Annotated in this window: 26 protein-coding genes, 1 pseudogene and 1 riboswitch; of the genes and pseudogenes, 17 read left to right on the top strand and 10 right to left on the bottom strand. The window is 63.6% G+C overall.

Annotated features, from left to right (window positions below):
* Positions 1–152: 152 nt before the first annotated feature.
* The 4 genes from JQ553_RS01110 to crcB all read left to right on the top strand — a co-directional run bounded on the left by JQ553_RS01110 (position 153) and on the right by crcB (position 1,296).
* Positions 153–320, top strand: coding sequence for a hypothetical protein (locus JQ553_RS01110; protein WP_212498042.1), 168 nt, complete (start codon positions 153–155; stop codon positions 318–320).
* Positions 321–357: 37 nt separating this feature from the next.
* Complete coding sequence (locus tag JQ553_RS34815) at positions 358–480, top strand: hypothetical protein (protein WP_283817195.1); 123 nt, start codon at positions 358–360, stop codon at positions 478–480.
* Positions 481–610: 130 nt separating this feature from the next.
* A riboswitch (Fluoride riboswitch) is annotated at positions 611–671 on the top strand.
* 68 nt (positions 672–739) lie between these two features.
* A complete protein-coding gene (locus JQ553_RS01105) occupies positions 740–913 on the top strand; it encodes a hypothetical protein (protein ID WP_212498821.1) in 174 nt (57 codons plus the stop codon).
* Entirely contained in the window at positions 886–1,296 is a 411-nt protein-coding gene (gene crcB, locus JQ553_RS01100; RefSeq protein WP_212498041.1) for a fluoride efflux transporter CrcB, read from the top strand. The genes JQ553_RS01105 and crcB overlap by 28 nt, the downstream gene beginning before the upstream one ends.
* Before the next feature lie 73 nt (positions 1,297–1,369).
* On the opposite strand, the gene JQ553_RS01095 is transcribed toward crcB, so the two are convergent.
* Positions 1,370–1,597 carry a hypothetical protein gene (locus JQ553_RS01095; RefSeq protein ID WP_212498040.1) on the bottom strand — a complete coding sequence of 76 codons (228 nt, stop codon included), beginning with the start codon at positions 1,595–1,597 and terminating at the stop codon, positions 1,370–1,372.
* 185 nt (positions 1,598–1,782) lie between these two features.
* Here JQ553_RS01095 and JQ553_RS01090 point away from each other — a divergent pair, with 185 nt between their 5' ends.
* The gene (locus tag JQ553_RS01090) at positions 1,783–1,983 is read left to right on the top strand and encodes a hypothetical protein (protein WP_212498039.1); all 201 of its coding nucleotides are present in this window, start codon (positions 1,783–1,785) and stop codon (positions 1,981–1,983) included.
* A gap of 106 nt (positions 1,984–2,089) precedes the next feature.
* Positions 2,090–2,311, top strand: coding sequence for a hypothetical protein (locus JQ553_RS01085; protein WP_212498038.1), 222 nt, complete (start codon positions 2,090–2,092; stop codon positions 2,309–2,311).
* Between the two features lie 28 nt (positions 2,312–2,339).
* On the opposite strand, the pseudogene JQ553_RS01080 reads toward JQ553_RS01085, so the two are convergent.
* Positions 2,340–2,540: pseudogene (locus tag JQ553_RS01080) on the bottom strand (ATP-binding protein); the annotation flags it as partial.
* A gap of 494 nt (positions 2,541–3,034) precedes the next feature.
* On the opposite strand from JQ553_RS01080, the gene JQ553_RS01075 reads away from it, so the two are divergent.
* A complete protein-coding gene (locus tag JQ553_RS01075) occupies positions 3,035–3,964 on the top strand; it encodes a DMT family transporter (protein ID WP_212498036.1) in 930 nt (309 codons plus the stop codon).
* Positions 3,965–4,044: 80 nt separating this feature from the next.
* Here the strand turns inward: JQ553_RS01075 and JQ553_RS01070 are convergent, their stop codons facing one another.
* On the bottom strand, positions 4,045–5,268 hold the full coding sequence (locus tag JQ553_RS01070) for an ABC transporter substrate-binding protein (RefSeq protein WP_212498035.1): 1,224 nt from the start codon (positions 5,266–5,268) through the stop codon (positions 4,045–4,047).
* 567 nt (positions 5,269–5,835) lie between these two features.
* On the opposite strand from JQ553_RS01070, the gene JQ553_RS01065 reads away from it, so the two are divergent.
* Positions 5,836–6,252, top strand: coding sequence for a hypothetical protein (locus JQ553_RS01065; protein ID WP_212498034.1), 417 nt, complete (start codon positions 5,836–5,838; stop codon positions 6,250–6,252).
* Positions 6,253–6,380: 128 nt separating this feature from the next.
* Here the strand turns inward: JQ553_RS01065 and JQ553_RS01060 are convergent, their stop codons facing one another.
* The 3 genes from JQ553_RS01060 to JQ553_RS01050 all read right to left on the bottom strand — a co-directional run bounded on the left by JQ553_RS01060 (position 6,381) and on the right by JQ553_RS01050 (position 8,516).
* Entirely contained in the window at positions 6,381–6,818 is a 438-nt protein-coding gene (locus tag JQ553_RS01060) for a hypothetical protein (RefSeq protein WP_212498033.1), read from the bottom strand.
* A 131-nt stretch (positions 6,819–6,949) separates the two neighbouring features.
* Positions 6,950–7,321 carry a YqjD family protein gene (locus JQ553_RS01055; RefSeq protein ID WP_212498032.1) on the bottom strand — a complete coding sequence of 124 codons (372 nt, stop codon included), beginning with the start codon at positions 7,319–7,321 and terminating at the stop codon, positions 6,950–6,952.
* Positions 7,322–7,403: 82 nt separating this feature from the next.
* The gene (locus JQ553_RS01050) at positions 7,404–8,516 is read right to left on the bottom strand and encodes an AI-2E family transporter (RefSeq protein WP_212498031.1); all 1,113 of its coding nucleotides are present in this window, start codon (positions 8,514–8,516) and stop codon (positions 7,404–7,406) included.
* 229 nt (positions 8,517–8,745) lie between these two features.
* Between JQ553_RS01050 and JQ553_RS01045 the strand changes: the two genes are divergently transcribed.
* From JQ553_RS01045 to JQ553_RS01035, 3 genes are all read left to right on the top strand, one after another.
* Positions 8,746–9,534: a L,D-transpeptidase gene (locus JQ553_RS01045; protein WP_212498030.1), complete on the top strand. Its 789-nt coding sequence runs from the start codon at positions 8,746–8,748 to the stop codon at positions 9,532–9,534.
* A 9-nt stretch (positions 9,535–9,543) separates the two neighbouring features.
* On the top strand, positions 9,544–10,182 hold the full coding sequence (locus JQ553_RS01040) for a DUF2865 domain-containing protein (RefSeq protein WP_212498029.1): 639 nt from the start codon (positions 9,544–9,546) through the stop codon (positions 10,180–10,182).
* A 107-nt stretch (positions 10,183–10,289) separates the two neighbouring features.
* On the top strand, positions 10,290–10,445 hold the full coding sequence (locus JQ553_RS01035; protein WP_212498028.1) for a Thivi_2564 family membrane protein: 156 nt from the start codon (positions 10,290–10,292) through the stop codon (positions 10,443–10,445).
* Positions 10,446–10,553: 108 nt separating this feature from the next.
* Here the strand turns inward: JQ553_RS01035 and JQ553_RS01030 are convergent, their stop codons facing one another.
* From JQ553_RS01030 to cysD, 4 genes are all read right to left on the bottom strand, one after another.
* Positions 10,554–10,754 (bottom strand): CsbD family protein, encoded by a 201-nt coding sequence (locus JQ553_RS01030; RefSeq protein WP_212498027.1) that lies wholly within the window; start codon positions 10,752–10,754, stop codon positions 10,554–10,556.
* 89 nt (positions 10,755–10,843) lie between these two features.
* A complete protein-coding gene (locus tag JQ553_RS01025; protein ID WP_212498026.1) occupies positions 10,844–13,006 on the bottom strand; it encodes a malate synthase G in 2,163 nt (720 codons plus the stop codon).
* 204 nt (positions 13,007–13,210) lie between these two features.
* Positions 13,211–15,130 (bottom strand): adenylyl-sulfate kinase, encoded by a 1,920-nt coding sequence (cysC, locus tag JQ553_RS01020; protein WP_212498025.1) that lies wholly within the window; start codon positions 15,128–15,130, stop codon positions 13,211–13,213.
* 37 nt (positions 15,131–15,167) lie between these two features.
* Positions 15,168–15,962, bottom strand: coding sequence for a sulfate adenylyltransferase subunit CysD (gene cysD, locus JQ553_RS01015; RefSeq protein ID WP_212498024.1), 795 nt, complete (start codon positions 15,960–15,962; stop codon positions 15,168–15,170).
* A 263-nt stretch (positions 15,963–16,225) separates the two neighbouring features.
* On the opposite strand from cysD, the gene cysG reads away from it, so the two are divergent.
* The 6 genes from cysG (at position 16,226) to JQ553_RS00985 (ending at position 22,051) form a co-directional block, all read left to right on the top strand.
* Positions 16,226–17,671, top strand: a complete 1,446-nt coding sequence (cysG, locus tag JQ553_RS01010; RefSeq protein ID WP_212498023.1) for a siroheme synthase CysG — start codon at positions 16,226–16,228, stop codon at positions 17,669–17,671.
* Positions 17,668–17,985: a DUF2849 domain-containing protein gene (locus JQ553_RS01005; protein ID WP_212498022.1), complete on the top strand. Its 318-nt coding sequence runs from the start codon at positions 17,668–17,670 to the stop codon at positions 17,983–17,985. Before cysG ends, JQ553_RS01005 begins: the two co-directional genes overlap by 4 nt.
* A gap of 12 nt (positions 17,986–17,997) precedes the next feature.
* Positions 17,998–19,653 (top strand): nitrite/sulfite reductase, encoded by a 1,656-nt coding sequence (locus JQ553_RS01000; RefSeq protein WP_212498021.1) that lies wholly within the window; start codon positions 17,998–18,000, stop codon positions 19,651–19,653.
* Complete coding sequence (locus tag JQ553_RS00995) at positions 19,640–20,155, top strand: DUF934 domain-containing protein (RefSeq protein WP_212498020.1); 516 nt, start codon at positions 19,640–19,642, stop codon at positions 20,153–20,155. The genes JQ553_RS01000 and JQ553_RS00995 overlap by 14 nt, the downstream gene beginning before the upstream one ends.
* A complete protein-coding gene (locus JQ553_RS00990; protein WP_212498019.1) occupies positions 20,152–20,883 on the top strand; it encodes a phosphoadenylyl-sulfate reductase in 732 nt (243 codons plus the stop codon). The genes JQ553_RS00995 and JQ553_RS00990 overlap by 4 nt, the downstream gene beginning before the upstream one ends.
* Positions 20,884–21,061: 178 nt before the next feature.
* Positions 21,062–22,051, top strand: coding sequence for a sulfate ABC transporter substrate-binding protein (locus JQ553_RS00985; protein ID WP_212498018.1), 990 nt, complete (start codon positions 21,062–21,064; stop codon positions 22,049–22,051).
* The last annotated feature ends 47 nt before the right edge of the window (positions 22,052–22,098 follow it).

The raw sequence follows: 22,098 nt of genomic DNA, 5'->3' as shown, positions 1-22,098 counted from the left end.
GTAATTTGCTAAACGAACAAACTCTGATCGGGTTCCACAAGCTGAGACAATAAAGCCAACTGAGTAACATTATTAAATGAAATCAATAAGTTAATCAGAAATAGACGGAACGATTCTGGCGCTGGTGTCTTTTCTATGTCGGGAGAGATGCCATGACCGAACAAGTCAAGCTGCCCCGTAAACTGTCCCAGGAGAGGGAGGCGCCGAAGCCGCGGCGGCCTAGCCACGCGCGAGTCATCGAGGAACTGGACCGCTGGGCCAACAGCTCCGGTCTCCAACCGCCAAAGCGAGAACAGGAAGATGATGAGGAAACGATCTGAACCCCATACATTTGAGCAGCGCCTGCACGAGCATCGATTGCGTCTCGAGACCCAGCGCGCCGAGCTTCCGCAGGGAGAGCGGCGCGAGGCGCTGACGGCACGCATCGAGCAGTTGCGGACGGCTGCCGAGATGCACGCAATGCTGACACGGCAAGCGTAGCAATCGCCGGGTGCCGTCGCCTCGGCGGCATCGGCAGATCTGATGCATCCCAGAATCTACACGCGCCAAGTACCCGACGTCGGATTCTCAAAACGTCTTGCCTGAACCCGCCACGCCCCGTAGCATGGACGGCGTTGATGGGGATGGAGTCCCCCGATAACCGCCGCAAGGCTGATGGCTCCTACCGGGCGCGAAAGCGTCGGTAGGAGCACGCGCTACCGCCGGCCTGTCGCGCCCCGCGAATGAGAAGGGGCGAAATATGACGGGTCTTCCTCGATCACTCTCAATCGCTTTGTCGCTGGTCGGGTCGATCTGGCTCGTCGGTGTCGCGGCCGTTCTGGTCGGGGCGCCCGGTGAACTGGTCATCGCGACCTTTGTGGTCGGGTTGCTGGCGGGCATCGCCGAATGGCGGGCCGGAAAGGTGAAGCATTGAACGTTCATTTGTTGGCTGCGGTCGCTGTCGGCGGCGCGCTCGGATCACTCGCGCGCTATCTCGTTGCGATCGGCGTGGCGCGCCTCCTCGGCAGCGATTTCCCCTGGGGAACGCTGATCATCAACGTCTCGGGCTCGTTTCTGATCGGCGTCCTGGTCGAATCCTTCGCGCTTATGTGGAATGTCAGTCAGGCGGTGCGCGTCTTTCTCGTCGTCGGGATCTGCGGCGGCTTCACCACGTTCTCGACCTTCTCGCTCGATGCCATCGTGCTGATGCAGCGCGGCGAATTGTGGTCGGCCGGCGCCTATATCGCCGCATCAGTCGTGCTGTCGATCTTCGCGCTGTTCGGCGCACTGCATCTGGTGCGCGCCTTCGCGACGTAGCCCGAGCTTGGGGGGGCGCCGGAGATTTACTCGCTTGGGAGGTAGACGGACAACCGACGATTCCGTCGCCGTCCTACTTGGTCGGATGCCGGCCGGAGCGCGGATTAAGCGGCGCGGTTGGTGGCCGCCGCAGCGCCTCGGGAAGGAAAGCCTCGTCAGGGTCGGCTGAGGCCGCCGCGCGGACGTCGGCGGCGGTCTGCGCGCGCTCGTGCGGCGTCTGGTTGTCCCTGAACTTCCGCTTCACATCGACCCCGTCGACGGGATCATTGACGCCATTCTGGATATCCCTGGTGTCGCCCATGGTGGGCTCCGCAGCTGTTTTCGTCAGCGACAACGCTGCCGGTTTACTCGCCGTTCCCTGGAGATCGCGCGAAACCAGTGCATCGGATCATTGGGAACGCATTTCGCTTTCAAGGCTTTCCTCGGGAAAGGCGAGCGGCGCGCGGTGTCAGCAGCGCACCGCGCCTGGAACGATGGAGAACGGCCATGGGATTGGCCCAATATTCGGTGGTCCCCGTCAAAAATGAATGGGGCGTATTGCACGACGGCAATCTCAATGGTGGCTACGCGACCAAGGAGGCTGCCTTCGAATCCGCGATGGCAGCGGCGTCGCTGGCGATCCGGCAAGGCCACGAAGTCCATGTCAGCGTTCCCGGAAGCGAGGACGAGGGGAGGTCCAACCGATAGTCGGGCGTAGTGACCGACCGGCGGGCTCCAGCCGCTCCGAAACGCTGGCGTGCGGACCGCGACTGGGTAGAATGGAACCCGAGCGGATCCACGGGGCCAGAGGGAGATGAGGTACATTGACGTCGCGGTGATCAGCGCCACGCTTTGGCTGTTGGCGTCGCTGGTTCTCGACATCTTCACGCCGAAGTCCATCACCTTCTTTATGATCGCGGCGGCGCTCGCCCCGTCGGTCCTGATCGGACTCGGCGTCCATTTCAGGCGCGAACATGTCAAGGCGAAGCAGCGCAGCGATCAGCCGAGCCGATGGGACGAGCACTTCAGGAAGTGAGCGGGCGGGACTTCATGGTGCGGCACCACTACACCTGTTCAGGCTGAAATTTGGTCCGCCTCGCTCGAGGCATCTCAAAAACGAACGTTGTCCCTTCGAGCGTCGAAGTGACCTTCAATGTACCGTCATGCGCTCGCGCAATCTCCGAGGCGATATAAAGGCCTAGTCCTAGCCCCTGCTGGCTCGGGCGGTCGCCGCGTGTGTACGGCTCGAACAGACTTTCCATCGCCAAGCTCCAATCATTCAACGTGCGACGGCCGGGAATGTTCTTGGGAACGGTTAGGCTGCGCTTAGGTTGTCGCCTGATGTCCCCGAGTAAAGTGATTCACGTTCCCGGATTGCCTCAACGCCCATGGAAGCGAGGCTCCACAAACAGAAAGGGGGCGGCATGTACTTCGCCGACGAGGACATAGTTGCCTGCAAGTGCGGTCAGCGTCTGACGGAGTTCACTCTCGTGGACGACAGGACGACGGGAATTAAGTTTCATTTTGGCCGTTGCCCTGCTTGCCAAGAGGTCACGATTATTCGAGCCAAGGATTCCCAGCCATATGGCAGCGCCTGACGCATGAACGTGCGGACGGATCGGAAGGCTTCTGCTGATTCTTTGTGAGGCGTTCGCCAGCATCCCTCAGTCAAGGAAGTGTTCGTCAGCGGTGTTCTGGACAGTTGCGATCAATCGCGACAAGAATGGTTGCGAGAACGCGGGAACAACCAGGCCTCTTCATGAAGAAAAAGCTGCCGGACGCCTCCAGTGCGAGCCAATCCGGCGAAGCGTGGCAGGGCCCCGTCGCGCTGGTCGGCTTCATCCTGGTTGCGACTGCGCAGGCCTCCAATCAGATTCTCGCCCGGGGCCTTGCCGGCTCCGTGCCGCCCTTTTCACTCGCCTTCTTTCGGTGGAGCATCATCGCCGCCGGGCTGGCACCGCTCGCGATCGCCGAGATTCGCGCCGGCAGGATTCCGCTCGCGAACAACGTCTGGCCGATATTTGCGGCAGGCTTTCTCGGCATGTTCCTCTGCGGCGCCCCGGTCTATATTGCTGGCATCACGACCACGGCTATTCATATCGCGTTGATCTTTGCGTTGTCGCCGATCGTGGTGCTGCTGATCTCGGCGGCGCTCGGCATGGAGCACATCGGCCCGATGCAGTGGCTCGGGACCGGCCTCGCACTGTCAGGCGCGCTGTGGATCGTCTCGGGCGGCCATCTGGAAACGCTGACGCAATCGAACGCGGCATGGGGCGATTTGCTCGCCCTGCTCGCGATGCTCGGCTGGTCGGGTTACACGCTGTTGCAGTCGCGCGTGGCGCCCCGTGCCTCGCTGCTGGCGCGCATCAGCCTGTTTGCCGCGGTCGGCGCGCTGTGCTCCCTGCCGCCGGCGATCCATGAGATGTGGACCGCGCCCGCGCAAGTCTTCAGCGTCAAGGCGTTCCAGGCCTATCTGTTCGCCGGGCTTGTGCCGGGCCTCCTTGCCTATGCGGGCTTCGCCTGGCTTGGGGCCAGGTTTGGCTCGGTGCGGACATCGCTCGTCCTCTATATCGGCCCGATCGCAAGCGCGCTGCTGTCGTACGTCATCCTCGGCGAGCCGCCGACCATGATCCATGTCCTTGGCGGCGCGCTGATCCTCGGCGGTGTCTGGGCAAGCCTGCGGAAATAGATGCCGCGTCACCGCTCTAGGGAAGGGAGCGGTGAATCCCGGCGAAGCAACAACGCGACTTCACCTCATCTCATCGCGCGCTACCGCTTCGGCGCTTCGGAGAACGCCGTGTCCAGCACGTCGCCGATTGGCTGCCAGGTGCGGCCGTCGAACTGCATCAATCGCATGTGCTGGATCGGCCGGAAGTTGGAGGTCGTCGTGTTGATGGTGATACCGGGCAGCATGACCGAGGGCTGGTAATCCTTCAGTGAGGTTGCCTGCCGCATCACGTTCTCGGGCGACAGGTCGTCGCCGCACTGCTTCAGCACCTGGACCAGGGTTTCGGCCGCCGCGTAGCCATAGAGTGCGCTGGAGTCGTTGATGTTGCCCTGCGGATAGTATTTGGTCACGAAGGCTGCCCATTCCTTGATGGCCGGATCGTCCTTCCAGGCCGGGTCGCTTGGATCCTTCAGGAACGCGGCGGAGACGACGCCCTGCGACTTGTCCATGCCGGCGGGCCCAAGCGCGGTGCCGATCGAGGCCGCGGCATTGGCAAGAATGAACACAGGGTGCCAATTGGAATCGGCTGCCAGCCGGATCGCTTGGGACGCCGTGCTCGGAACGCCCGCGAACACGAAGATGTCGGCGCCGGCGCGTTTCAGGATCGACACATGCGTCTCGATATGCTCGTCGGCGATGTCGAACGCGACGTCGACGAGGATCATGCGGGTCAGGTCGCCGAGACCCTCCTCAAACCCCTTGAACACATCGCGTCCGAACTGATCGTTCTGCCAGAGAACCACGATCTTGCGGTTGGGGTAGAACGCCTGAATGTAGTTCGCATAGATGCGCCCTTCCGCGCGGAACGATGGCTGCCAGCCCATGGTCCATGGATAGGCCGCCGGATTGCTCAATTGCTCGTCGCCCGACGCGACGAAGAGTTGCGGGACTCGTCGCTCGTTCAGATATTTGCGGACCGCGAGGTTGCCGGGGGTGCCGAACGAGTTGAACATCAGCAGCACATTGTCCCGCTCGACCAGTCCCCTGGTCAGATCAAGCGCCACCGAGGGATCGGAATTGTCATCGTAGGAGAGGAAGCGGATCTTGCGGCCGTTGATCCCGCCGCGGTCATTGACCATCTTGAAGTATGCGGCAGCAGCCTTTCCGATCGGCGCAAATTCCGACAGCGCCCCGGTGTAGGGCGTGAGATTGCCGATGCGGATTTCATCGTCGCTCGTGGGAGCTTCGTCATGGCGCTGGGACATCGCGCTCAATGACGTCAGCGCGGCGACAAAGGCGATCAGCAAACGGCCCGGTGCTTTCATTTGAGCCTCCGGAAGCTAGGGCGTCCGTCTCATGCGGGGTCGAGAGAACACGATCCTACGCCAGTTTGGAAACGTACGGTCGCCCGAAAACATCCGGCCTTGTTGATTTAACGCAAGCGGCCGTCTGTCGGAGTGAGCCTAGTCGAAGGATTCGGCAAAAATGTCGACGGCCCGCCGCCGGGAAGCGCGGCTGCGGCATTGGCTGCCCTTGCTCTGATTTCGAAATATTGCAGACCGTCATTGCCCGCGTGAGTTGTATGTCGTCCCAGTCGACTACGTATCACTGCGCGCAATGCTGGTTGAGGGGACAGATTCGGAGGATCCCGAGAACCTCGCAGAAAAAAGCAGGGCGCGACCGGCATCACCACGGTCGCGCCCTACGTCACCGGTCAATGGGGCAGGGGGAATAACCGGCTGCCGGAATGACTCGGAAGCCCCGGGACTCGTTCCAGGCCTCAGAAAATTTTTTTGTACACGGTTAAGTGATTGGCGGGTGCGAGAACCGCATCGGTTTTGTTCGCGTTGTGTCCGTGATCGCCAAGGGATTCCATGGGGCGAGGGACCAACATGTTAGAGAGTCAAAAGGGAATTTCTCGAAAGGTCATTTTCGGTGCGCTCGCCATCGTCCTGGCGTCCGGCGCCGTCCAGTTCGCATCCGGCCATGATCTCGTTGGCCTGAAGCTCACCGCAACCGCAGTTCCGGTTTTGGGCGCCGATGGCACCGTGAACCGTGCCGCCAAGGCTGACCGCGCCGCGGTTCCGCCGGCGGGCGGGCAGAGCCAGACCATCGTGTTCAAGGTCGACGGCCTTCCCGACACCTCTGTGTTGGTCCGCGTGGCCGTGCGCAAGGAAGAGGCACGCAACCGCCCGGTCGCGCCCGCTCCGACCAAGCCCGGTGAGACGCGCAAGGTCGCCTGCGAGCCGGTGGTCAGCGTCCTGACCGAGGTCGCAAAGCTGCTGCAGCCCGGTCGCTGCATCACCTGACGTCCGACACACCTGATTGCTCGTACGTCCGCCCACGCTCATCCTGAGGAGCGCTTGCGCGCGTCTCGAAAGATGGGCGGCCGGCGAGGCCGGCTTCATGGCCCCGGCGGAGGGACAACGGTTGCGGGCTACTCCGCCGCTTCCGTCTGATCGCTCGCGGCGCCGCGGCTTGCCATCAGGCCGAGAGCGAGGCCGCCGACGGCGAGGATCGGGATCAGCCGCTTGACGCCGATGGCCCGGACGATCTGCAGGCCGGTGGCTATCAACACGGGGTCGGCGAGCACGCTTGCCGCAGCGGCCTTTGCCGCCTTCTCGGCGCGGCGCTGCATCTCGCGTTTGCGCACGATGTAACAGGCGGCAGCGATCACCGTGACGACGAAGAAGATGGCCGCACCCGCAAGACACGCCTGTACCGCCCCATAGGTCTGCAGCACGAACACGAAGGCGGCCGCGCACAGGAAGGCGGTGGTGATGAGAAGTGCGATGGCGGCTGCGCCCGCCAGCGACGTCAGCCGGAGCGTGCTCCCGACCGATTCCTTGAGATCACCGATCAGCCGCTGAAGCATTGGCGTGCCTTGCCTTGAAAAGAGCATCGACAAATCGTGCGGCAGCCCACCAGCGCTGCCATCTTGTCCAAAACGGTGGTCTGCGCATGACCGCCATCGCTGGCCTCATCCGCTTGGGGGAAATTAATTGCTCAGCGCCGCCAGGTGATGCCGATCAAAAAGCCGAGGCCGAGCGCGAGGCCGACGGTCGCGAGCGGCCGTTGCGTGATCACTTCCTCCAGCGTCTCCTCGATCGAGGACGCCGCCTCCTGCGCCGCGCCCATCATCGCGCTGCCGCGCTCGGACACGTCGTCCAGCGTGGATTCCGCGTTGGTGCGCGCCTCGTTCAAGCGGCGGCGGGCCTGCTTGCTCGCGTTGCCGGCAAAGGAGTTGAGCGCGTCGGTGATCTGTTCGGTGAGGGCGGCGATATCGTTTTTCACGGCGGTGACATCCTTTTCGAGGCGGTCGTAGGTCGCTTTATCAGTCATGTTCCTGATCCCAAATGTGCTGTCCGTGCCCGACATCGAAAGCTCCCGGCAACTGATGATCTCGGGAAAAAACGCCTCCCTGTGAGCAAAGTTCCCGTCCGTGAAGTTGCGACGCTTTCTAGTCCTCCGGCAACTGCGGCGAATTGACCGGCATCAAATGCTCCTTGACGATCAGTGCAACGATCAGCAGCGGCGACGACAGGAACGCACCCATCGGACCCCACAGCCAGGTCCAGAATGCCAACGCCAGGAACACCGCGAGCGCATTCAGCGCCAGGCGGCGTCCGATTATGGTCGGCGTGATGAAGTGGCCCTCAAGGAACGTCAGCATGGCGAAGCAGGCCGGCGCGATCAGTCCTGCACTGATGCTCGGAAAGGCAATCACGCCGACCACGACCAGGATCGCGAACATCGCGACCGGGCCGATGATCGGAATGAAGTTCAACGTGGCGGCAAGCGCGCCAAGTCCGGCCGGATTGGGCATCCCGACGACGGCGCAGATCGCGCCGGTGGCGATGCCGACGCCGACATTGATCATGGTTACCGTGAGCAGATAATTGCCGAGATGAACCTCGAGCTCGTTGATGATGCGCAAGGTGCGCAGCCGCGCGGTACGCTCGCCGAACGTCATCACCAGCGCGCGACGCAGGTCCTTCCAGCTTGCGATGAACAGGATCAGGGTCGCGATGAACAGCAGGAATTCGGTGAAGGTGGGCGAAAGGAATTCCAGGGTCGGTTGCACCCACTCGAATTTCGGCATTTGGACCGAGGCGAGGGTGTCCGACCCGCCGACAAGGCTCTGGAGCTCCTGCCACAGCGCAAGCGGCCGGTCGAACACATGCAGCTTCTCCTTCAGCATCGCGCCGAGCTCGGGAAGCCGCGAGCTCCACTCCATTACCGGCGATGCGATCAGGCCGACCAGGAAGGTGACCGCCGCGCCGACCGCGGTCACGATCAGGACCGCGCCGAGCGCGCGCGGGACCCGGAAGCGTTCGAGGAAGCTTGCCGCCGGTGACAACATGGTGCCGACGATGAAGGCCATGGTGATCGGAAGGAAGAACGCCCTGGCGAGATAGAGCACCACGACAATGACGATGACGAGCAGCGCGACCAGCGCAAAGGCCACGACCTCGGTGCGCCGGATCACCGGCGGCAGTTCGGCCTTGCTGTCGGGGATCGGCGTGCCTTCGGCCGCGTTGGCAAACAAACGTTCACTCGGAAGGACACGCACAAAAGTTCTCCCGCCCGCGCACAACCAGAACCGCGCCGCGAAGCCGCCCCGCGCGTCGAATTACCCGGTCTCAACTTCGCGCCCGAGCGAAAGTTCCATCGCGGAATCGTGAGGCCGCACGGGTTGACAGTCGCTGGCTTGCGACAATTCGGGGCGGAACCGGCGGGCGGCAATCCGCGTTGCCGGCACAGAGCATCACCACGATGCGTATTCGTTTCAGGGGCAGTCCATGACCCAGCAGCCTTCATCCAGCTATCGGCTTTCCTCGCGCGCGGCGCGTACCCTTGCCGTCGCCAGCGTCCTCTTCGTCGCGCCCTTCGCCGTCTCCGGTGCCGCCAACGCGCAAGCGCTCGGCTATGCCTCGACCCAGCCAGGTGCGTTTCCAACGGACGAGGTGCTGAACGATCCCGCAGCCGATGGCGCCACGCCGGAGCGGCTGCGCCGCGCGGTCGTTGCGCTCAATACGACAGAGGCGCCCGGCACCATCATCATCGATACCGGCAACACCACGCTCTATTACGTGCTCGGACAGGGCCGGGCGATCCGTTACGGCGTCGGCGTCGGCCGCGAGGGCTTTACATGGTCCGGCGTGCAGACCATCAGCCGCAAGGCGGAGTGGCCGGACTGGCACCCGCCGGCCCAGATGATCAAGCGCCAGCCCTATCTGCCGCGGTTCATGGCGGGCGGTCCGGGCAATCCGCTCGGCGCGCGGGCGATGTATCTCGGTACCAGCGAGTACCGGATCCACGGCACCAACGATCCTTCGACGATCGGCAAGTTCGTATCGTCAGGCTGCATCCGCCTGACCAATGAGGACGTCACCGACCTGTTCAGTCGCGTTGGTGTCGGCAGCAAGGTCGTGGTGCTGCCGAAGAATGCATCGCATCTCGCCGCGCGCGAACTCAACACGACGACGCAGATCTCGGTTCGTCCGGCGCCCGCGCAGCCGCGCCCCGCCGTAATGACGCTGCCCTCGGGCCGCCAGGCAATGAACACACAGGCGTCGTCGCTGTACTGAGGATTGATGATGGGAGCGCGTAGCATGAAGCGGTGGGCGATCGGGACGACAGCGTTGCTTGGCGTCTCGATCTCGCCTGCCGCACAGGCCCAGGATTTTTTCTCGGCGCTGTTCGGCAATCTGATGCAGGGCCGTCCACCGGTGATCCAGGTGCCGTTTGACGACGGCGGCGGGCGGATGGTGCGGCAGGTCGAGCGCCCGCGCTATGGCGGCGGCGGTAGCCAGGCCTATTGCGTCCGCACCTGCGACGGCCGGTTTTTCCCGATCTCTGCGACCGGCAACCAGAGCAAGGCTCAGTCCTGCAACAGCTTCTGCCCGGCGAGCGAGACCAAGGTGGTGTATGGCAGCGGCATCGACAATGCCGCGACCGAGAATGGAGAATCCTATTCCGAACTGCCGAACGCGTTCCGCTACCGCGACGAAATCGTCGCTGGCTGTACCTGTAACGGCAAGGACCCGGTCGGGCTTGCCTCCGTCAAGGTCGAGGACGACCCGACGCTGCGCAAGGGCGACATTGTCGCGAGCAAGCACGGCTTGATGTCGGTCGCCCGTGGTCCCGACCGGCGCGGCGCCGCGTTGAACTTCACGCCGGCGCCCGACCGCATCCGCGCCAAATACGAGCCTCCAGCCGTGATTGCGCGGCAGTAGCGTGACCGGCCGCTGATCGATCGGTTCCGCAGGCGGGAACCCGCCACCCCGTTGCACGTTAGGAAAGGGCTTACACCGCTTTCAACGATGTCTTGAGGGGGCCCTGCATGCTCGTCGGCGTACTCATCACATTCCTTGTCGTTATTCTCGTCCTTTATCTGATCAACATGCTGCCGCTCGACGGCCGCGCCAAGCAGATCGCCCGTGTCGTCGTGATCATCATCGGCATCGTATCGCTGCTGAGATATCTCGCGGTGTTTTAGGTCCGGAGCATGCGATGATTGATAGTCACGATCACGTCGCGCTTTGGGTTCGCGATTACGGCCGACAAAAAGCCCCGGCGTCGCGCCGGGGCTTTTTGATCGTGCCGTCTACTTCAGCGTGCTGAACCAATCATCGATATCCTTGTGCACCTGGTCCTTTGCGAAGCCGTAACGCTGCTGCAGCTTGCCTTCCAACTGTTCGCGACGACCCTGGATCACGTCGAGGTCGTCGTCGGTGAGCTTGCCCCATTTCTCCTTCGCCGCGCCCTTGAACTGCTTCCAGTTGCCTTCAACCCGGTTCCAATCCATCGTCATCTCCTGTTGTTCTGAGATGACGCCTCAACGGACCGTCGGCGCGGACGTTCCACGCCGAACATGCGGCGAGTGATCGCGAACGATCAGCCCGCGGCTTTCGCCTCGCGGCGGCGCGCGGTCAGGATGTGCTCGGTGTAGCCGTTCGGCTGCTCGCGGCCCTTGAATACGAGGTCGCAGGCGGCCTTGAAGGCCGTGCCGTCGAAGGACGGTGCCATCGCCTTGTAGAGGGGATCGCCGGCGTTCTGCTTGTCGACCACGACCGCCATGCGCTTCAGCGATTCCATCGCCTGGTCCTTGGTGATCACGCCCTGGTGCAGCCAGTTCGCAAGGTGCTGGCTGGAAATGCGGAGCGTTGCGCGGTCCTCCATCAGGCCGACGTCGTGGATGTCGGGCACCTTGGAGCAGCCGACACCCTGGTCGATCCAGCGCACGACATAGCCGAGGATGCCCTGGCAGTTGTTGTCGATCTCCTGCTTCACGTCATCAGGCGCCCAGTTCGATTTCGACACCGGGATGGTGAGAATGTCGGACAGCTTGGCGCGCGGCCCGCCCTTGGCAAGCTCCTGCTGGCGGGCGATCACGTTGACCTGATGATAGTGCAGGGCGTGCAGCGTGGCCGCGGTCGGTGACGGCACCCAGGCCGTGGTCGCGCCGGCCTGCGGATGGCCGATCTTCTGCGCCAGCATGTCCGCCATCTTGTCGGGCGCGGCCCACATGCCCTTGCCGATCTGGGCGTGGCCGGGCAGGCCGTCGATCAGTCCGATGTCGACATTCCAGTCTTCATAGGCCTTGATCCAGGGCTGCGCCTTCATGTCGTTCTTGCGGATCATCGGACCCGCTTCCATCGAGGTGTGGATCTCGTCGCCGGTGCGGTCGAGGAAGCCGGTGTTGATGAACATGATGCGCTTGGAGGCACGCTGAATGCAGGCCTTGAGGTTGACCGTGGTCCGCCGCTCCTCGTCCATGATGCCGACCTTGAGCGTGTTTTCCGGCAGGGCGAGCAGCTTCTCGACCTCGCCAAACAATTCGCAGGTCAGCGCCACCTCGTCCGGGCCGTGCATCTTCGGCTTGACGATGTAGGCCGAGCCGGTGCGGCTGTTCTTGACCTTGGAGTTGCCCTTGAGGTCGTGAATCGCGAGCAGGCCCGAGACCGCAGCATCGAGGATGCCCTCCGGAATCTCCTCGCCCTTGGCGTCGAGCACCGCATCGGTGAACATGTGATGGCCGACATTGCGCATCAGCAGCAGGCTGCGGCCGTGCAGCTTCAGTTGCTTGCCGTCCGGCGTCTTGTAGACGCGGTCGGGATTGAGCGAGCGGGTCATGGTCTTGCCGCCCTTGTCGAAGTCCGCCGACAGCGTTCCGTCCATCAGGCCGAGCGTGTTGCGATAGACCAGCACCTTGTCCTCGGCATCGACGGCGGCGACGCTGTCTTCCATGTCGAGAATGGTGGAGACGGCCGCCTCCATCATCATGTCGGCGACGCCGGCCGGGTCGTCCTTGCCGATCGGGTGGCTGCGATCGATCTTGATCTCGACATGCATGCCGTTGTTGACGAGCAGGATTGCGGACGGCTGCGCCGCGTCGCCCTGGTAGCCGGCGAACTGCGCGGCGTTCTTCAGCGCGGAGGCATTGCCGCTCTTGAGCTTCGCCGAAAGCTCGCCGGCGATCACGCTGTAGGACGTCACGTCAGTATGGCTTCCGGTCGCAAGCGGCACGGCGGAATCGAGGAACGCCTTTGCCTTTGCGATCACGTTGTCGCCGCGCGCCTTGTTGTAACCCTTGCCGCTCTCGCTCGGATCATGCGGAATCGCATCGGTGCCGTAAAAGGCATCGTAAAGCGAGCCCCACCGCGCGTTGGCGGCGTTCAGCGCGTAACGGGCGTTGGTGAGGGGCACCACGAGCTGCGGGCCGCAGATCTTGCCGATCTCTTCGTCAACATTCGCGGTCTCGACCTTCTGGGTCGCGGGCTCGGGAAGCAGATAGCCGATCTCCTTCAGGAAGGCGGTGTAGGCACCGATGTCGAACGCCTTGCCCTTGTTGGCGCGATGCCATTCGTCGATCTTGGCCTGCAGCGTGTCGCGGAATGCGAGCAGTTCGCGGTTCTTCGGCCCAAGCTTCTTGATGATGGCGGCGAGCCCGGCCCAGAATGCGTCGGGAGTAATACCGGTCTTGGGGGTCGCCTCCTTGGCAATGAAATCGAACAGGACAGGGGCGATCTTCAATCCGTGGGCATCGACACGAGTCATGATGGGCTTTCTCAAGAGAAACGGGGGCGTTTTGGGCTGTTTTCAGGAGAAAATCAGCAAACGGCGACGAAGGGCCGCGTTGACGGCCCTTTTAGCCCCAAAGCCACGGTTCTGAGAAGGGGCCCCAAGGGGCCGGTTGCGTGCTCTTGCTGTTTTGTCCGCTTCGGGAGGCGGGTATCGGGAAACCTCGTGATCAAGGTCTCGTTAGATATTGGCGGCGAGATCGACCACTTCATTGAACAGGATACCGGTCCGGGCCAGCATCCGCTCGATCTCGTCGGCTGCATCAGCCACCGAGAGGGTTGAGGCATCGATGGTCAGTTCGCTTGCAGTCGGCGGCTGATAGTCGTTGCCGATGCCCGTGAAGCCCTGGAGCGCGCCGGCGCGGGCCTTGGCGTAATGGCCCTTGGGGTCGCGGCTCTCGCAAACCTCGGCGGGCGTTGCGACATAAATCTCGCGGAATGCGCTGTCGGCGATGCGGCGCGCCGCGGCGCGGTCGACGGCCGATGGCGACACTGCGGCGACGATCGCGATATGGCCGTTGCGGGCGAGATGGGTCGCGACTTCGGCCAGACGACGTATGTTCTCGCTGCGGTCCTGCGGTGAGAAGCCCAGGTCGCCGTTGAGGCCGGCGCGCAGCGTGTCGCCGTCGAGCAGGATCGGCGAACCGCCATTGCCGAACAGCCGCCGCTCGAGCGCGCGCGCCAGTGTCGACTTGCCGGAGCCGGGCAAGCCCGTGAGCCAGATCACCGCGCCGTTATGGTGATAACGCGCGGAGCGTTCGTCGGGCCGCAGCGCGGATTCGACCGGCACGATGTCGACTGGAATTGCCCGCTGGCCGGCATCAACCGACAGCACGAGACCTCCGCCGGCAATCCGTCCGCCGACCTCGATCACCAGCCGCCCGGTGCGCGGATTGTCGGTGTAGGGATCAGTCGCGATCGGCTGCGCCAGCGAGATATCGATCTCGCCGACATGGTTGCGCGCGATCGCCTTGTTCTCGTCGTTCGAGAGCGCGCCGGGATCGATCGCCTTCTCGATCGCGACCACGGTGGCGCGGCTTTCCCTGGCGCCCAGCCGGACCAGAATCTGCTCGCCCGTCGCCAGCGGCTTGTCGTGCAGCCAGAAGATCCGCGCGCGGATGCGGCGGGTGTCGCGCGGGCTTTGCCCGACGTGACTGATCACGTCGCCGCGTTCGATGAACAATTCGCGGTCGAGCGTGATGCCGACCGAACGTCCCGCCGTCTGCGGTCCGCCGAGCGGTGTCACCGGCCAGCTCTCGACGGTCTTGATCCTGGCGATCTTGCCGGCAGGCATGATCACGATCTCGTCGCCAGTCTTGAGGCTGCCGGACTCGATACGGCCTGCGACGATGCGGCGGTCGTCGAACTTGTAGATCGCCTGCACCGGCAGCCGCAGCGGCAGCGACGCGAGCGGCCGAGCCGGCTCCAGCGCGTCGAGCGCGTCGACCACGGTTGGGCCGGTGTACCAGCCAATCCGGGGCGTGCGTTCGGCGACGCCGTCGCCATCGCGCGCCGAGATCGGAACCACGGCCGACGGCGTCACGCCGAGGCCGATCAGATGCGCCGAGATCTCGTCGCTGATCTCCTTGAATCTGGTCGCGCTGAAATCGACGCGGTCCATCTTGTTGACGACGACTGCGACCTGCTTCACGCCGAGCAGATGCAGCAGATAACCGTGTCGCCGCGTCTGGTCGCGCACGCCTTCGAGCGCATCGATGATCAGCACTGCGCCGTCGGCCTGCGACGCACCCGTGATCATGTTGCGCAGGAACTCGGCATGGCCGGGCGCGTCGATCAGCACGACATCGCGCGAGCGGGTGCGGAAGCGGATTTGCGTGGTGTCGATGGTGATGCCTTGGTCGCGTTCGGTCTGCAGCGCGTCGAGCAGGAACGACCACTCGAACGGCATGCCGCGCCGCGCGCTGACTGCCTTCAGCATTTCCAGCTTGCCGTCCGGCAGACTGCCGGTCTCATGAAGCAGGCGGCCAACGAGCGTGGATTTGCCGTGATCGACATGACCGACGATGACGATACGGACTTGCGGCCGGGTCGTGCCGTTTGGCGTTGCCGAGATGGAAGCAGTAGGAAGGATCATGTTCATCGGAGCGCTCACGCCAAACGGGTCGGAGAAGGAAGGATCAGAGATAGCCGGCGACGCGCAGCCGCTCGAACGCGTCCTCGGTCTCGTGATCGAGCGCGCGGCCGGCGCGCTCCGGGACCTTGGTACGGTCGAGCTCGGTCAGGATCTCGTCGATGTTCGAGGCGGTCGAGGCGACCGGAAAGGTGATGTCGGCGTCGCCCAGCGAGCGATAGCGCTTGCCGTCCTTGGCGAGATACAGCGGGATGATCGGGATGTTCTCGCGTTTGGTGTACGCCCAGATGTCGGCCTCGGTCCAGTGCAGGATCGGGTGGATCCGCAGATGCGCGCCTTGTGGCGGCGAGGCGTTGAAGTGATCCCAGAATTCCGGCGGCTGGTCGCGCACATCCCATTCGCCCTCGAGGCCGCGAGGCGAGAACACGCGCTCTTTCGCGCGGGTGGCTTCCTCATCGCGGCGGATGCCGGCGATCAATCCGTCAAAGCCGTGCTTGACCAGCGCGAGCTTCAGGCCCTCAGTCTTCCGCGCGGCTGAGCGCGCCGCCGGCGGCAGGGTCGGATCGACGCTATCGATCGGCGGGCAGGGCTCGACGCGCAGATCGAGGTCCCACTCCTTTCCGAACCGGTCGCGGAACGCATACATCTCCGGAAATTTCTTGCCTGTATCGACATGCAGCGCAGGAAACGGGACGCGGCCGAAGAACGCCTTGCGCGCCAGCCAGATCATCACGTTGGAATCCTTGCCGAGCGACCACAGCAGCGCGAGCTTCTTCAGGCGTGCGAATGCCTCGCGCAGGATGTAGATGCTCTGCGCCTCGAGTTCGTCGAGGTGATCCATTGAGGGGATGGTCTGAGATGGGATGGTCTGAACGGCCGAGATTTTCGGCACGGAAGCTGCTTTGACGTGGGCGCGGGCCCGTAGCCCAGTCTCAGCGGTTTGATTGTCGAGAAGAAGCATCTACCGAACCTCGGTCTGTGGAGGCGAAACTTCTAAAGTTGCGCCGCAATAGAAAAGAAATAATTTTCTCTTTTCTGGCCTTGATCGACAGATAGATGGAAAATAATTTCAGTCAACCCTCAAGTTGGGGAAGCGAGTGTCAGATGCGGTATCTACCAGTGTTCCTGGATGTGCAAAGCGGCAGCGTGCTGCTCGTCGGGGCCGGCGAGCTCGCGCGGACCAAGCTGCGGCTGCTCGTGGCCGCAGGCGCGCAGGTCCGCTGGTATGCGACCGACGGTGATCATGACGTTGCCGGCCTTGCCGCGCACGAGACAGCCCGGATCGAACGCGCCGTGGGCGATCCGCTTGCAGCTGATCTTTCTGGTGTCATCGCGGTGCTGTGTGCAGGCGCGGGCGATGTCGGTGTCGCAATGTCGGCGCGCGCCAAGGCGGTTGGCCTGCCCGTCAACGTGATGGACGATCTCGCGCATTCGACCTTCATCTTTCCCGCGATCGTCGACCGCGGCGACGTCGTGGTCGCGGTCGGAACCGGTGGTGCGTCGCCGGTCGTGGCCCGCCGTGTCCGCGAGCGGATCGAGGCCATGCTGCCGGCGCGCATTGGCGATCTCGCGGGCTTCGTCGGCCAGTTCCGCAAATCGGTCCACGCGCGCATTGCAGAATTCACGCTGCGCCGCCGCTTCTGGGAGCGCGTTATCGACGGTCCGATCGGCGCGCTGGTGCTCGCCGGCCGCCGGAGCGAAGCCGAGAAGGCGCTCGCCGGCATCGCCGATCCCGCTGCCTTTGCCGGCGCGAGTGCGGAAGGAAAGGCGCAAGGACACGTGACCTTGGTCGGCGCGGGCCCTGGCGATCCTGACCTGCTGACGGTGAAGGCGTTGCGTGCGCTGCAGGATGCCGACGTGGTGTTCTACGACGAGCTGGTGACGCCGGAGATTCTGGACCGGGCCAGGCGCGATGCCGCGCGCATTCCGGTCGGCCGTCGCGTCGGCAGGCCCGGCATTGGCCAGGATGCCATCAACAGACTGATGATCGAAGCAGCTCAATCGGGCCAGCGCGCGGTGCGGCTGAAGGGCGGCGACCCCTTCATCTTTGGCCGCGGCGGTGAGGAGATCGAGACGCTGCGCGCTGCCGGCGTCGCCTATTCGGTCATTCCGGGCATCACCGCGGGCCTCGGGGCCGCGGCGCAGTTCGAAGCGCCGCTGACCTACCGCCACGAGGCGTTGCGCATTACCTTCCTGACCGCGCACAAGGCACGGGATGCCGAGACCGTCGACTGGTCGGCGCTGACCGACAAGAAGATGACGGTCGTCGTGTATATGGGCATGACCGCGGCTCCCGCGATCCGGGCCGGCCTGTTGGCCGCCGGCCGCTCGCCCGAAACGCCGGTCGGCGTGTTCGCACGCGCGACGCGGCCGGATGCCCAGGCCGCGGTCGGCACGCTTGAGCGGCTTCCGGACCTGGTCGACAGGATCGACGGCGGTCCCGCCGTCCTCATCATCGGCGACGTGGTGGCGCATGCCGCGCCGTGGCGCCAATCCAACTACCTTACCTCCAACCAAGTCATCCCCGAACTGCTGGAAGCTGCGCAATGACCTCTCCCCTCGAACAAAAGAAAATCAGAATCACGGGTCCGTCGGTGGTCACCGCCAACCGTACCTGGGATGGCGCCGTGGTGTACCGGACCGGCCAGCGGGGCTGGTCGACCGAATTGGTCGATGCTGCGATCGTAAGCACGTCCGACGATGCGCGCGCATTGCTTGCCGAAAGCGCTGCCGACGACGTCGGCGCGGTCGGCGCCTATATCGCGCCGGTCGAAATCAAGGACGGCGGCAGCATCAAGCCCGGCAACCTCCGCGAACATATCCGCGCAAAGGGCGTCACCATCGATCTCCGGGTGCCGGCGTAAGGTTTATCCATCATGTATGCATATGACGAACTCGACCGGACGCTCATCAGCGAGCGCGTTTCGGAATTCCGCGATCAGGTGAAACGCCGCCTCTCCGGCGAACTCACCGAGGACGAATTCAAGATTCTGCGCCTGCAGAACGGCGTCTATCTGCAACTGCACGCCTATATGTTCCGCGTCGCGATCCCCTACGGCACGCTATCGTCGAAGCAATTGCGGGCGCTCGCCCATGTCGCGCGCCGCTACGACCGCGGCTATGGCCATTTCACCACGCGGCAGAACATCCAGTTCAACTGGATCAAGCTCGCCGAACTGCCGGACGCGCTGGCCGATCTCGCCGAGGTCGGCATCCACGCGATGCAGACCTCCGGCAACAATATGCGCAACGTCACCTCGGACCAGTGGGCCGGCGTGGCGCCCGGCGAGATCGAGGATCCCCGCATCTGGTCGGAGCTGTTGCGTCAGCACACGACGCTGCATCCGGAATTCTCGTTCCTGCCGCGCAAATTCAAGATCGCGATTACGGCCTCCGAACACGATCGCGCCGCGATCAAGATCCACGACATCGGCCTGCGGCTGCACAAGAATGCCGACGGCGAGACCGGCTTCGAGGTGCTGGTCGGGGGCGGTCTCGGCCGCACACCCTTTATCGCCAAGACGATCAAGCCGTTCGTCCACGGCCGCGACATCCTGAGCTATGTCGAGGCAATCCTGCGCGTCTACAACCAGTATGGCCGCCGCGACAACATCTACAAGGCGCGCATCAAGATACTGGTGCATGAACTCGGCATCGAGAAGTTCGCGCGCGAGGTCGAGGAGGAATGGAAGCAGATGGGCGACGTCGGGCTGACGCTCGATCACGCTGCCATCGAGGAGGTCCGCTCGCGCTTCTCCTATCCGGCTTACGAAAAGCTGCCGCACATGCCGGACGAACTGAAGCAGGCCGCGCACGATCCGGTGTTCGAGCGCTGGCGCAAGAATTCGGTGTTTCCCCACAAGGTGCAGGGCTATTCGATCGTGACGCTGTCGCTGAAGCCGGTCGGCGGTCCGCCCGGCGATGCCACCGCCGAACAGATGGACGCGATCGCCGATCTCGCCGACAGGTATTCGTTTGGGGAGATCCGCGTCGGACATGAGCAGAACCTGGCGCTGCCGCACGTCGCCAAGCGCGACCTGCCGGCGCTGTTCAAGGCGCTCGACCGCGTCGGCCTCGCCACGCCGAACGTCAACCTCGTCACCGACATCATCGCCTGCCCCGGGCTCGACTATTGCTCGCTGGCGAACGCACGCTCGATCCCGATCGCGCAGGAGCTGACGCGGCGCTTCGCCAATCACGACACCGCCGGTCTGATCGGCCGGCTGCATATCAACATTTCCGGGTGCATCAATGCCTGTGGCCATCACCATGTCGGCCATATTGGCATTCTCGGTGTCGAAAAGAACGGCGAGGAATTCTACCAGATCACGATCGGCGGCCGTGCCGACGAGAACGCGCAGATGGGCACGCTGATCGGCCCGGCCGTTCCCTATGCGGAAGTCGCCGACGTGATCGAAGACATTGTCGAAGCCTATCTCGCGCTGCGCGACCGTCCCGAGGAATTGTTCGTCGATACGGTGAAGCGTCTTGGCGTCGAGCCTTTCAGGGAGCGCGTCTATGCCACTCGTTAAGAACGGAAGAATCACCACCGACCTGTTCGTCGGTGTCGCCGATGGCGCCGAACTGCCCGGAGACGGCGCGATCATGGTGACGGCCGAGCGCTTCCTTGCAGATCCCGAGGCGCTTTTGCGACGCGCCGGCAAGGTCGGCGTGATCTGGCCGAACAACCGCGACCTCGACGATCTCGTGCCCTATCTCGACCGCCTCGCCGCGGTCGCGCTGGTGTTCCCGACCTTCCGTGATGGCCGCGCCTACAGCCAGGCGCGGCTGCTGCGCGAACGGCACGGCTATGACGGCGAGCTGCGCGCCACCGGCCAGGTGCTGCGCGACCAGTTCGTGTTCATGTCGCGCGCCGGCTTCGACGCCTTCGAGGTGAGGAAGGAGGCTGACGCCGATGCCTTTGCGGCTACCATGAAGCGCTACACGGTGTTCTACCAGCCGACCGGCGATGGCCGCGTCACGGCCCTCAATCGGCGGATGCTGCAGCGTCATTCGGAGAGCGCCGGTCAGTGAGCCTGCTCGCACCAGAACTGTCGTCGTCGCGGACTAATCCGTTGCCGGCAGCGGACGCGCTCAACGACGTGTTGCGCGCGGCGTCGCCCGCCCAGGTCATCGCGACCGCGCTCGAGGCGGTCGGACGCGAGCGGCTCGCGCTGGTGTCGTCGTTCGGCACGGAATCGGCCGCGCTGCTCAAGGTGATGGCGGATGTCGATCCCTCGATCCCGGTGATCTTTCTCGACACCGGCTGGTTGTTCGAGGAGACGCTCGCCTATCGTGACACGCTGATCAAGGCGCTCGGTCTTTCCGATGTGCGTTCGATCAAGCCGCTGCAGCAGACGCTGTCGCGCGAGGATCCGGACCGCGAATTGTGGTTCTCCGATCCTGATGCCTGCTGCCGCATCCGGAAAGTCGAACCGCTGGCGCGTGCTCTGAAGCCGTTTGACGCCTGGATCAACGGCCGAAAGCGTTTCCAGGGTGGCGCGCGTGCCGAGATTCCCGTCGTCGAGGACGACGGTGCACGGTTGAAGTTCAATCCGTTCGCCAACGTCTCACGCGAGGAGGTCGAGGCGATCTTCAAGGTCGGCAAGCTGCCGCCGCATCCACTTGTCGCATCGGGCTATCTGTCGGTCGGGTGTATGCCTTGCAGCAGCAGGAGCGCGGCCGGCGAAGATGCACGTGCCGGCCGGTGGCGCGGCCGGACCAAGACAGAATGCGGCATCCACACTGCCAAGACCTCGTAGCACAAGGCCGCTGCGCTGCCGCAAACAATGAAATGCGGTTTCGTTGACTCAAGACCACTTCATCGTGAGTTATGTCGAGAGCATGATCCGGAAAGATGGATGCCGATCTTCCGAACAAGATCATGCTCACACCTGGCGTGCTCCCTGACGATTCCGATCAGGCTGAACGGAGAATGAGATGGTCCGTCGTATCCTCCCGCTCATTGCGGGACTGGTGTGGGCGAGTTCGGCTTTCGGCGCCGACTATTCGCTGCTGAACGTCTCCTACGATCCGACGCGCGAGCTCTATGCCGACTTCAACAAGGCATTCGCGGCGGCCTATCAGAAGCAAACCGGCAAGAGCGTCGAGATCAAGCAGTCGCACGGCGGCTCGGGCTCGCAGGCGCGTGCCGTGATCGACGGGTTGCAGGCCGATATCGTCACGCTGGCGCTCGCCTACGACATCGATGCGATCGCCGCCAAGGGCCTCGTTGCTGCCGACTGGCAGCAGCGGTTGCCGCTGAATGCCGCGCCTTATACCTCGACCATCGTGTTCCTGGTGCGCAAGGGCAATCCGAAGGGGATCAAGGATTGGGACGATTTGATCAAACCCGGCGTCAGCGTGATCACGCCGAACCCGAAGACGTCGGGCGGTGCGCGCTGGAACTATCTTGCCGCCTGGGGCTATGCGCAGAAGAAATATGGTTCAGCCGACAAGGCTAGGAAATTCGTCGCCGATCTGTACCAGAACGTGCCGGTGCTTGATACCGGCGCGCGGGGATCGACGGTGACCTTCGTCGAGCGCGGCGTCGGCGACGTGCTGCTTGCGTGGGAGAACGAGGCCTTTCTGGCGCAACGCGAGTTCGGCAAGGACAAGTTCGAGATCGTGTCGCCGCCGCTGTCGATCCTGGCCGAGCCTCCCGTCGCCGTCGTCGACAGGGTTGCCGACAAAAAGGGCACGCGGGCGGTCGCCGAGGCCTATCTGAAGTATTGGTACAGCAAGGAAGGCCAGGAGATCGCGGCGCGCAATTCCTACCGCCCGCACGATCCAGAGATCGCCAAGGAATACGAAAAATCTTTCGCCAAGGTCGAACTTTTCACCATCGAGGACGTTTTTGGTGGTTGGACCAAAGCGCAGAAGGATCACTTCGCCGAAGGCGGCATCTTCGATCAGATCTACAAGAACTGATCTGATGGCGGCCCAAGGCGAGCAGGGGGATTTGTGAGCACAGCGGT

It is taken from the genome of Bradyrhizobium lablabi (genome assembly GCF_018131005.1).
GTDB lineage: Bacteria > Pseudomonadota > Alphaproteobacteria > Rhizobiales > Xanthobacteraceae > Bradyrhizobium > Bradyrhizobium lablabi_D.
This window is presented reverse-complemented; position numbering and strand designations above follow the sequence as displayed.

Coding starts and splice junctions, on each gene's coding strand:
- JQ553_RS01110 (WP_212498042.1), top strand. CDS start 153: ATGACCGAACAAGTCAAGCTGCCCCGTAAACTGTCCCAGGAGAGGGAG.
- JQ553_RS01105 (WP_212498821.1), top strand. CDS start 740: ATGACGGGTCTTCCTCGATCACTCTCAATCGCTTTGTCGCTGGTCGGG.
- crcB (WP_212498041.1), top strand. CDS start 886: ATGGCGGGCCGGAAAGGTGAAGCATTGAACGTTCATTTGTTGGCTGCG.
- JQ553_RS01095 (WP_212498040.1), bottom strand. CDS start 1,597: ATGGGCGACACCAGGGATATCCAGAATGGCGTCAATGATCCCGTCGAC.
- JQ553_RS01090 (WP_212498039.1), top strand. CDS start 1,783: ATGGGATTGGCCCAATATTCGGTGGTCCCCGTCAAAAATGAATGGGGC.
- JQ553_RS01085 (WP_212498038.1), top strand. CDS start 2,090: ATGAGGTACATTGACGTCGCGGTGATCAGCGCCACGCTTTGGCTGTTG.
- JQ553_RS01075 (WP_212498036.1), top strand. CDS start 3,035: ATGAAGAAAAAGCTGCCGGACGCCTCCAGTGCGAGCCAATCCGGCGAA.
- JQ553_RS01070 (WP_212498035.1), bottom strand. CDS start 5,268: ATGAAAGCACCGGGCCGTTTGCTGATCGCCTTTGTCGCCGCGCTGACG.
- JQ553_RS01065 (WP_212498034.1), top strand. CDS start 5,836: ATGTTAGAGAGTCAAAAGGGAATTTCTCGAAAGGTCATTTTCGGTGCG.
- JQ553_RS01060 (WP_212498033.1), bottom strand. CDS start 6,818: ATGCTTCAGCGGCTGATCGGTGATCTCAAGGAATCGGTCGGGAGCACG.
- JQ553_RS01055 (WP_212498032.1), bottom strand. CDS start 7,321: ATGTCGGGCACGGACAGCACATTTGGGATCAGGAACATGACTGATAAA.
- JQ553_RS01045 (WP_212498030.1), top strand. CDS start 8,746: ATGACCCAGCAGCCTTCATCCAGCTATCGGCTTTCCTCGCGCGCGGCG.
- JQ553_RS01040 (WP_212498029.1), top strand. CDS start 9,544: ATGGGAGCGCGTAGCATGAAGCGGTGGGCGATCGGGACGACAGCGTTG.
- JQ553_RS01035 (WP_212498028.1), top strand. CDS start 10,290: ATGCTCGTCGGCGTACTCATCACATTCCTTGTCGTTATTCTCGTCCTT.
- JQ553_RS01030 (WP_212498027.1), bottom strand. CDS start 10,754: ATGGATTGGAACCGGGTTGAAGGCAACTGGAAGCAGTTCAAGGGCGCG.
- JQ553_RS01025 (WP_212498026.1), bottom strand. CDS start 13,006: ATGACTCGTGTCGATGCCCACGGATTGAAGATCGCCCCTGTCCTGTTC.
- cysC (WP_212498025.1), bottom strand. CDS start 15,130: ATGAACATGATCCTTCCTACTGCTTCCATCTCGGCAACGCCAAACGGC.
- cysD (WP_212498024.1), bottom strand. CDS start 15,962: ATGGATCACCTCGACGAACTCGAGGCGCAGAGCATCTACATCCTGCGC.
- cysG (WP_212498023.1), top strand. CDS start 16,226: ATGCGGTATCTACCAGTGTTCCTGGATGTGCAAAGCGGCAGCGTGCTG.
- JQ553_RS01005 (WP_212498022.1), top strand. CDS start 17,668: ATGACCTCTCCCCTCGAACAAAAGAAAATCAGAATCACGGGTCCGTCG.
- JQ553_RS01000 (WP_212498021.1), top strand. CDS start 17,998: ATGTATGCATATGACGAACTCGACCGGACGCTCATCAGCGAGCGCGTT.
- JQ553_RS00995 (WP_212498020.1), top strand. CDS start 19,640: ATGCCACTCGTTAAGAACGGAAGAATCACCACCGACCTGTTCGTCGGT.
- JQ553_RS00985 (WP_212498018.1), top strand. CDS start 21,062: ATGGTCCGTCGTATCCTCCCGCTCATTGCGGGACTGGTGTGGGCGAGT.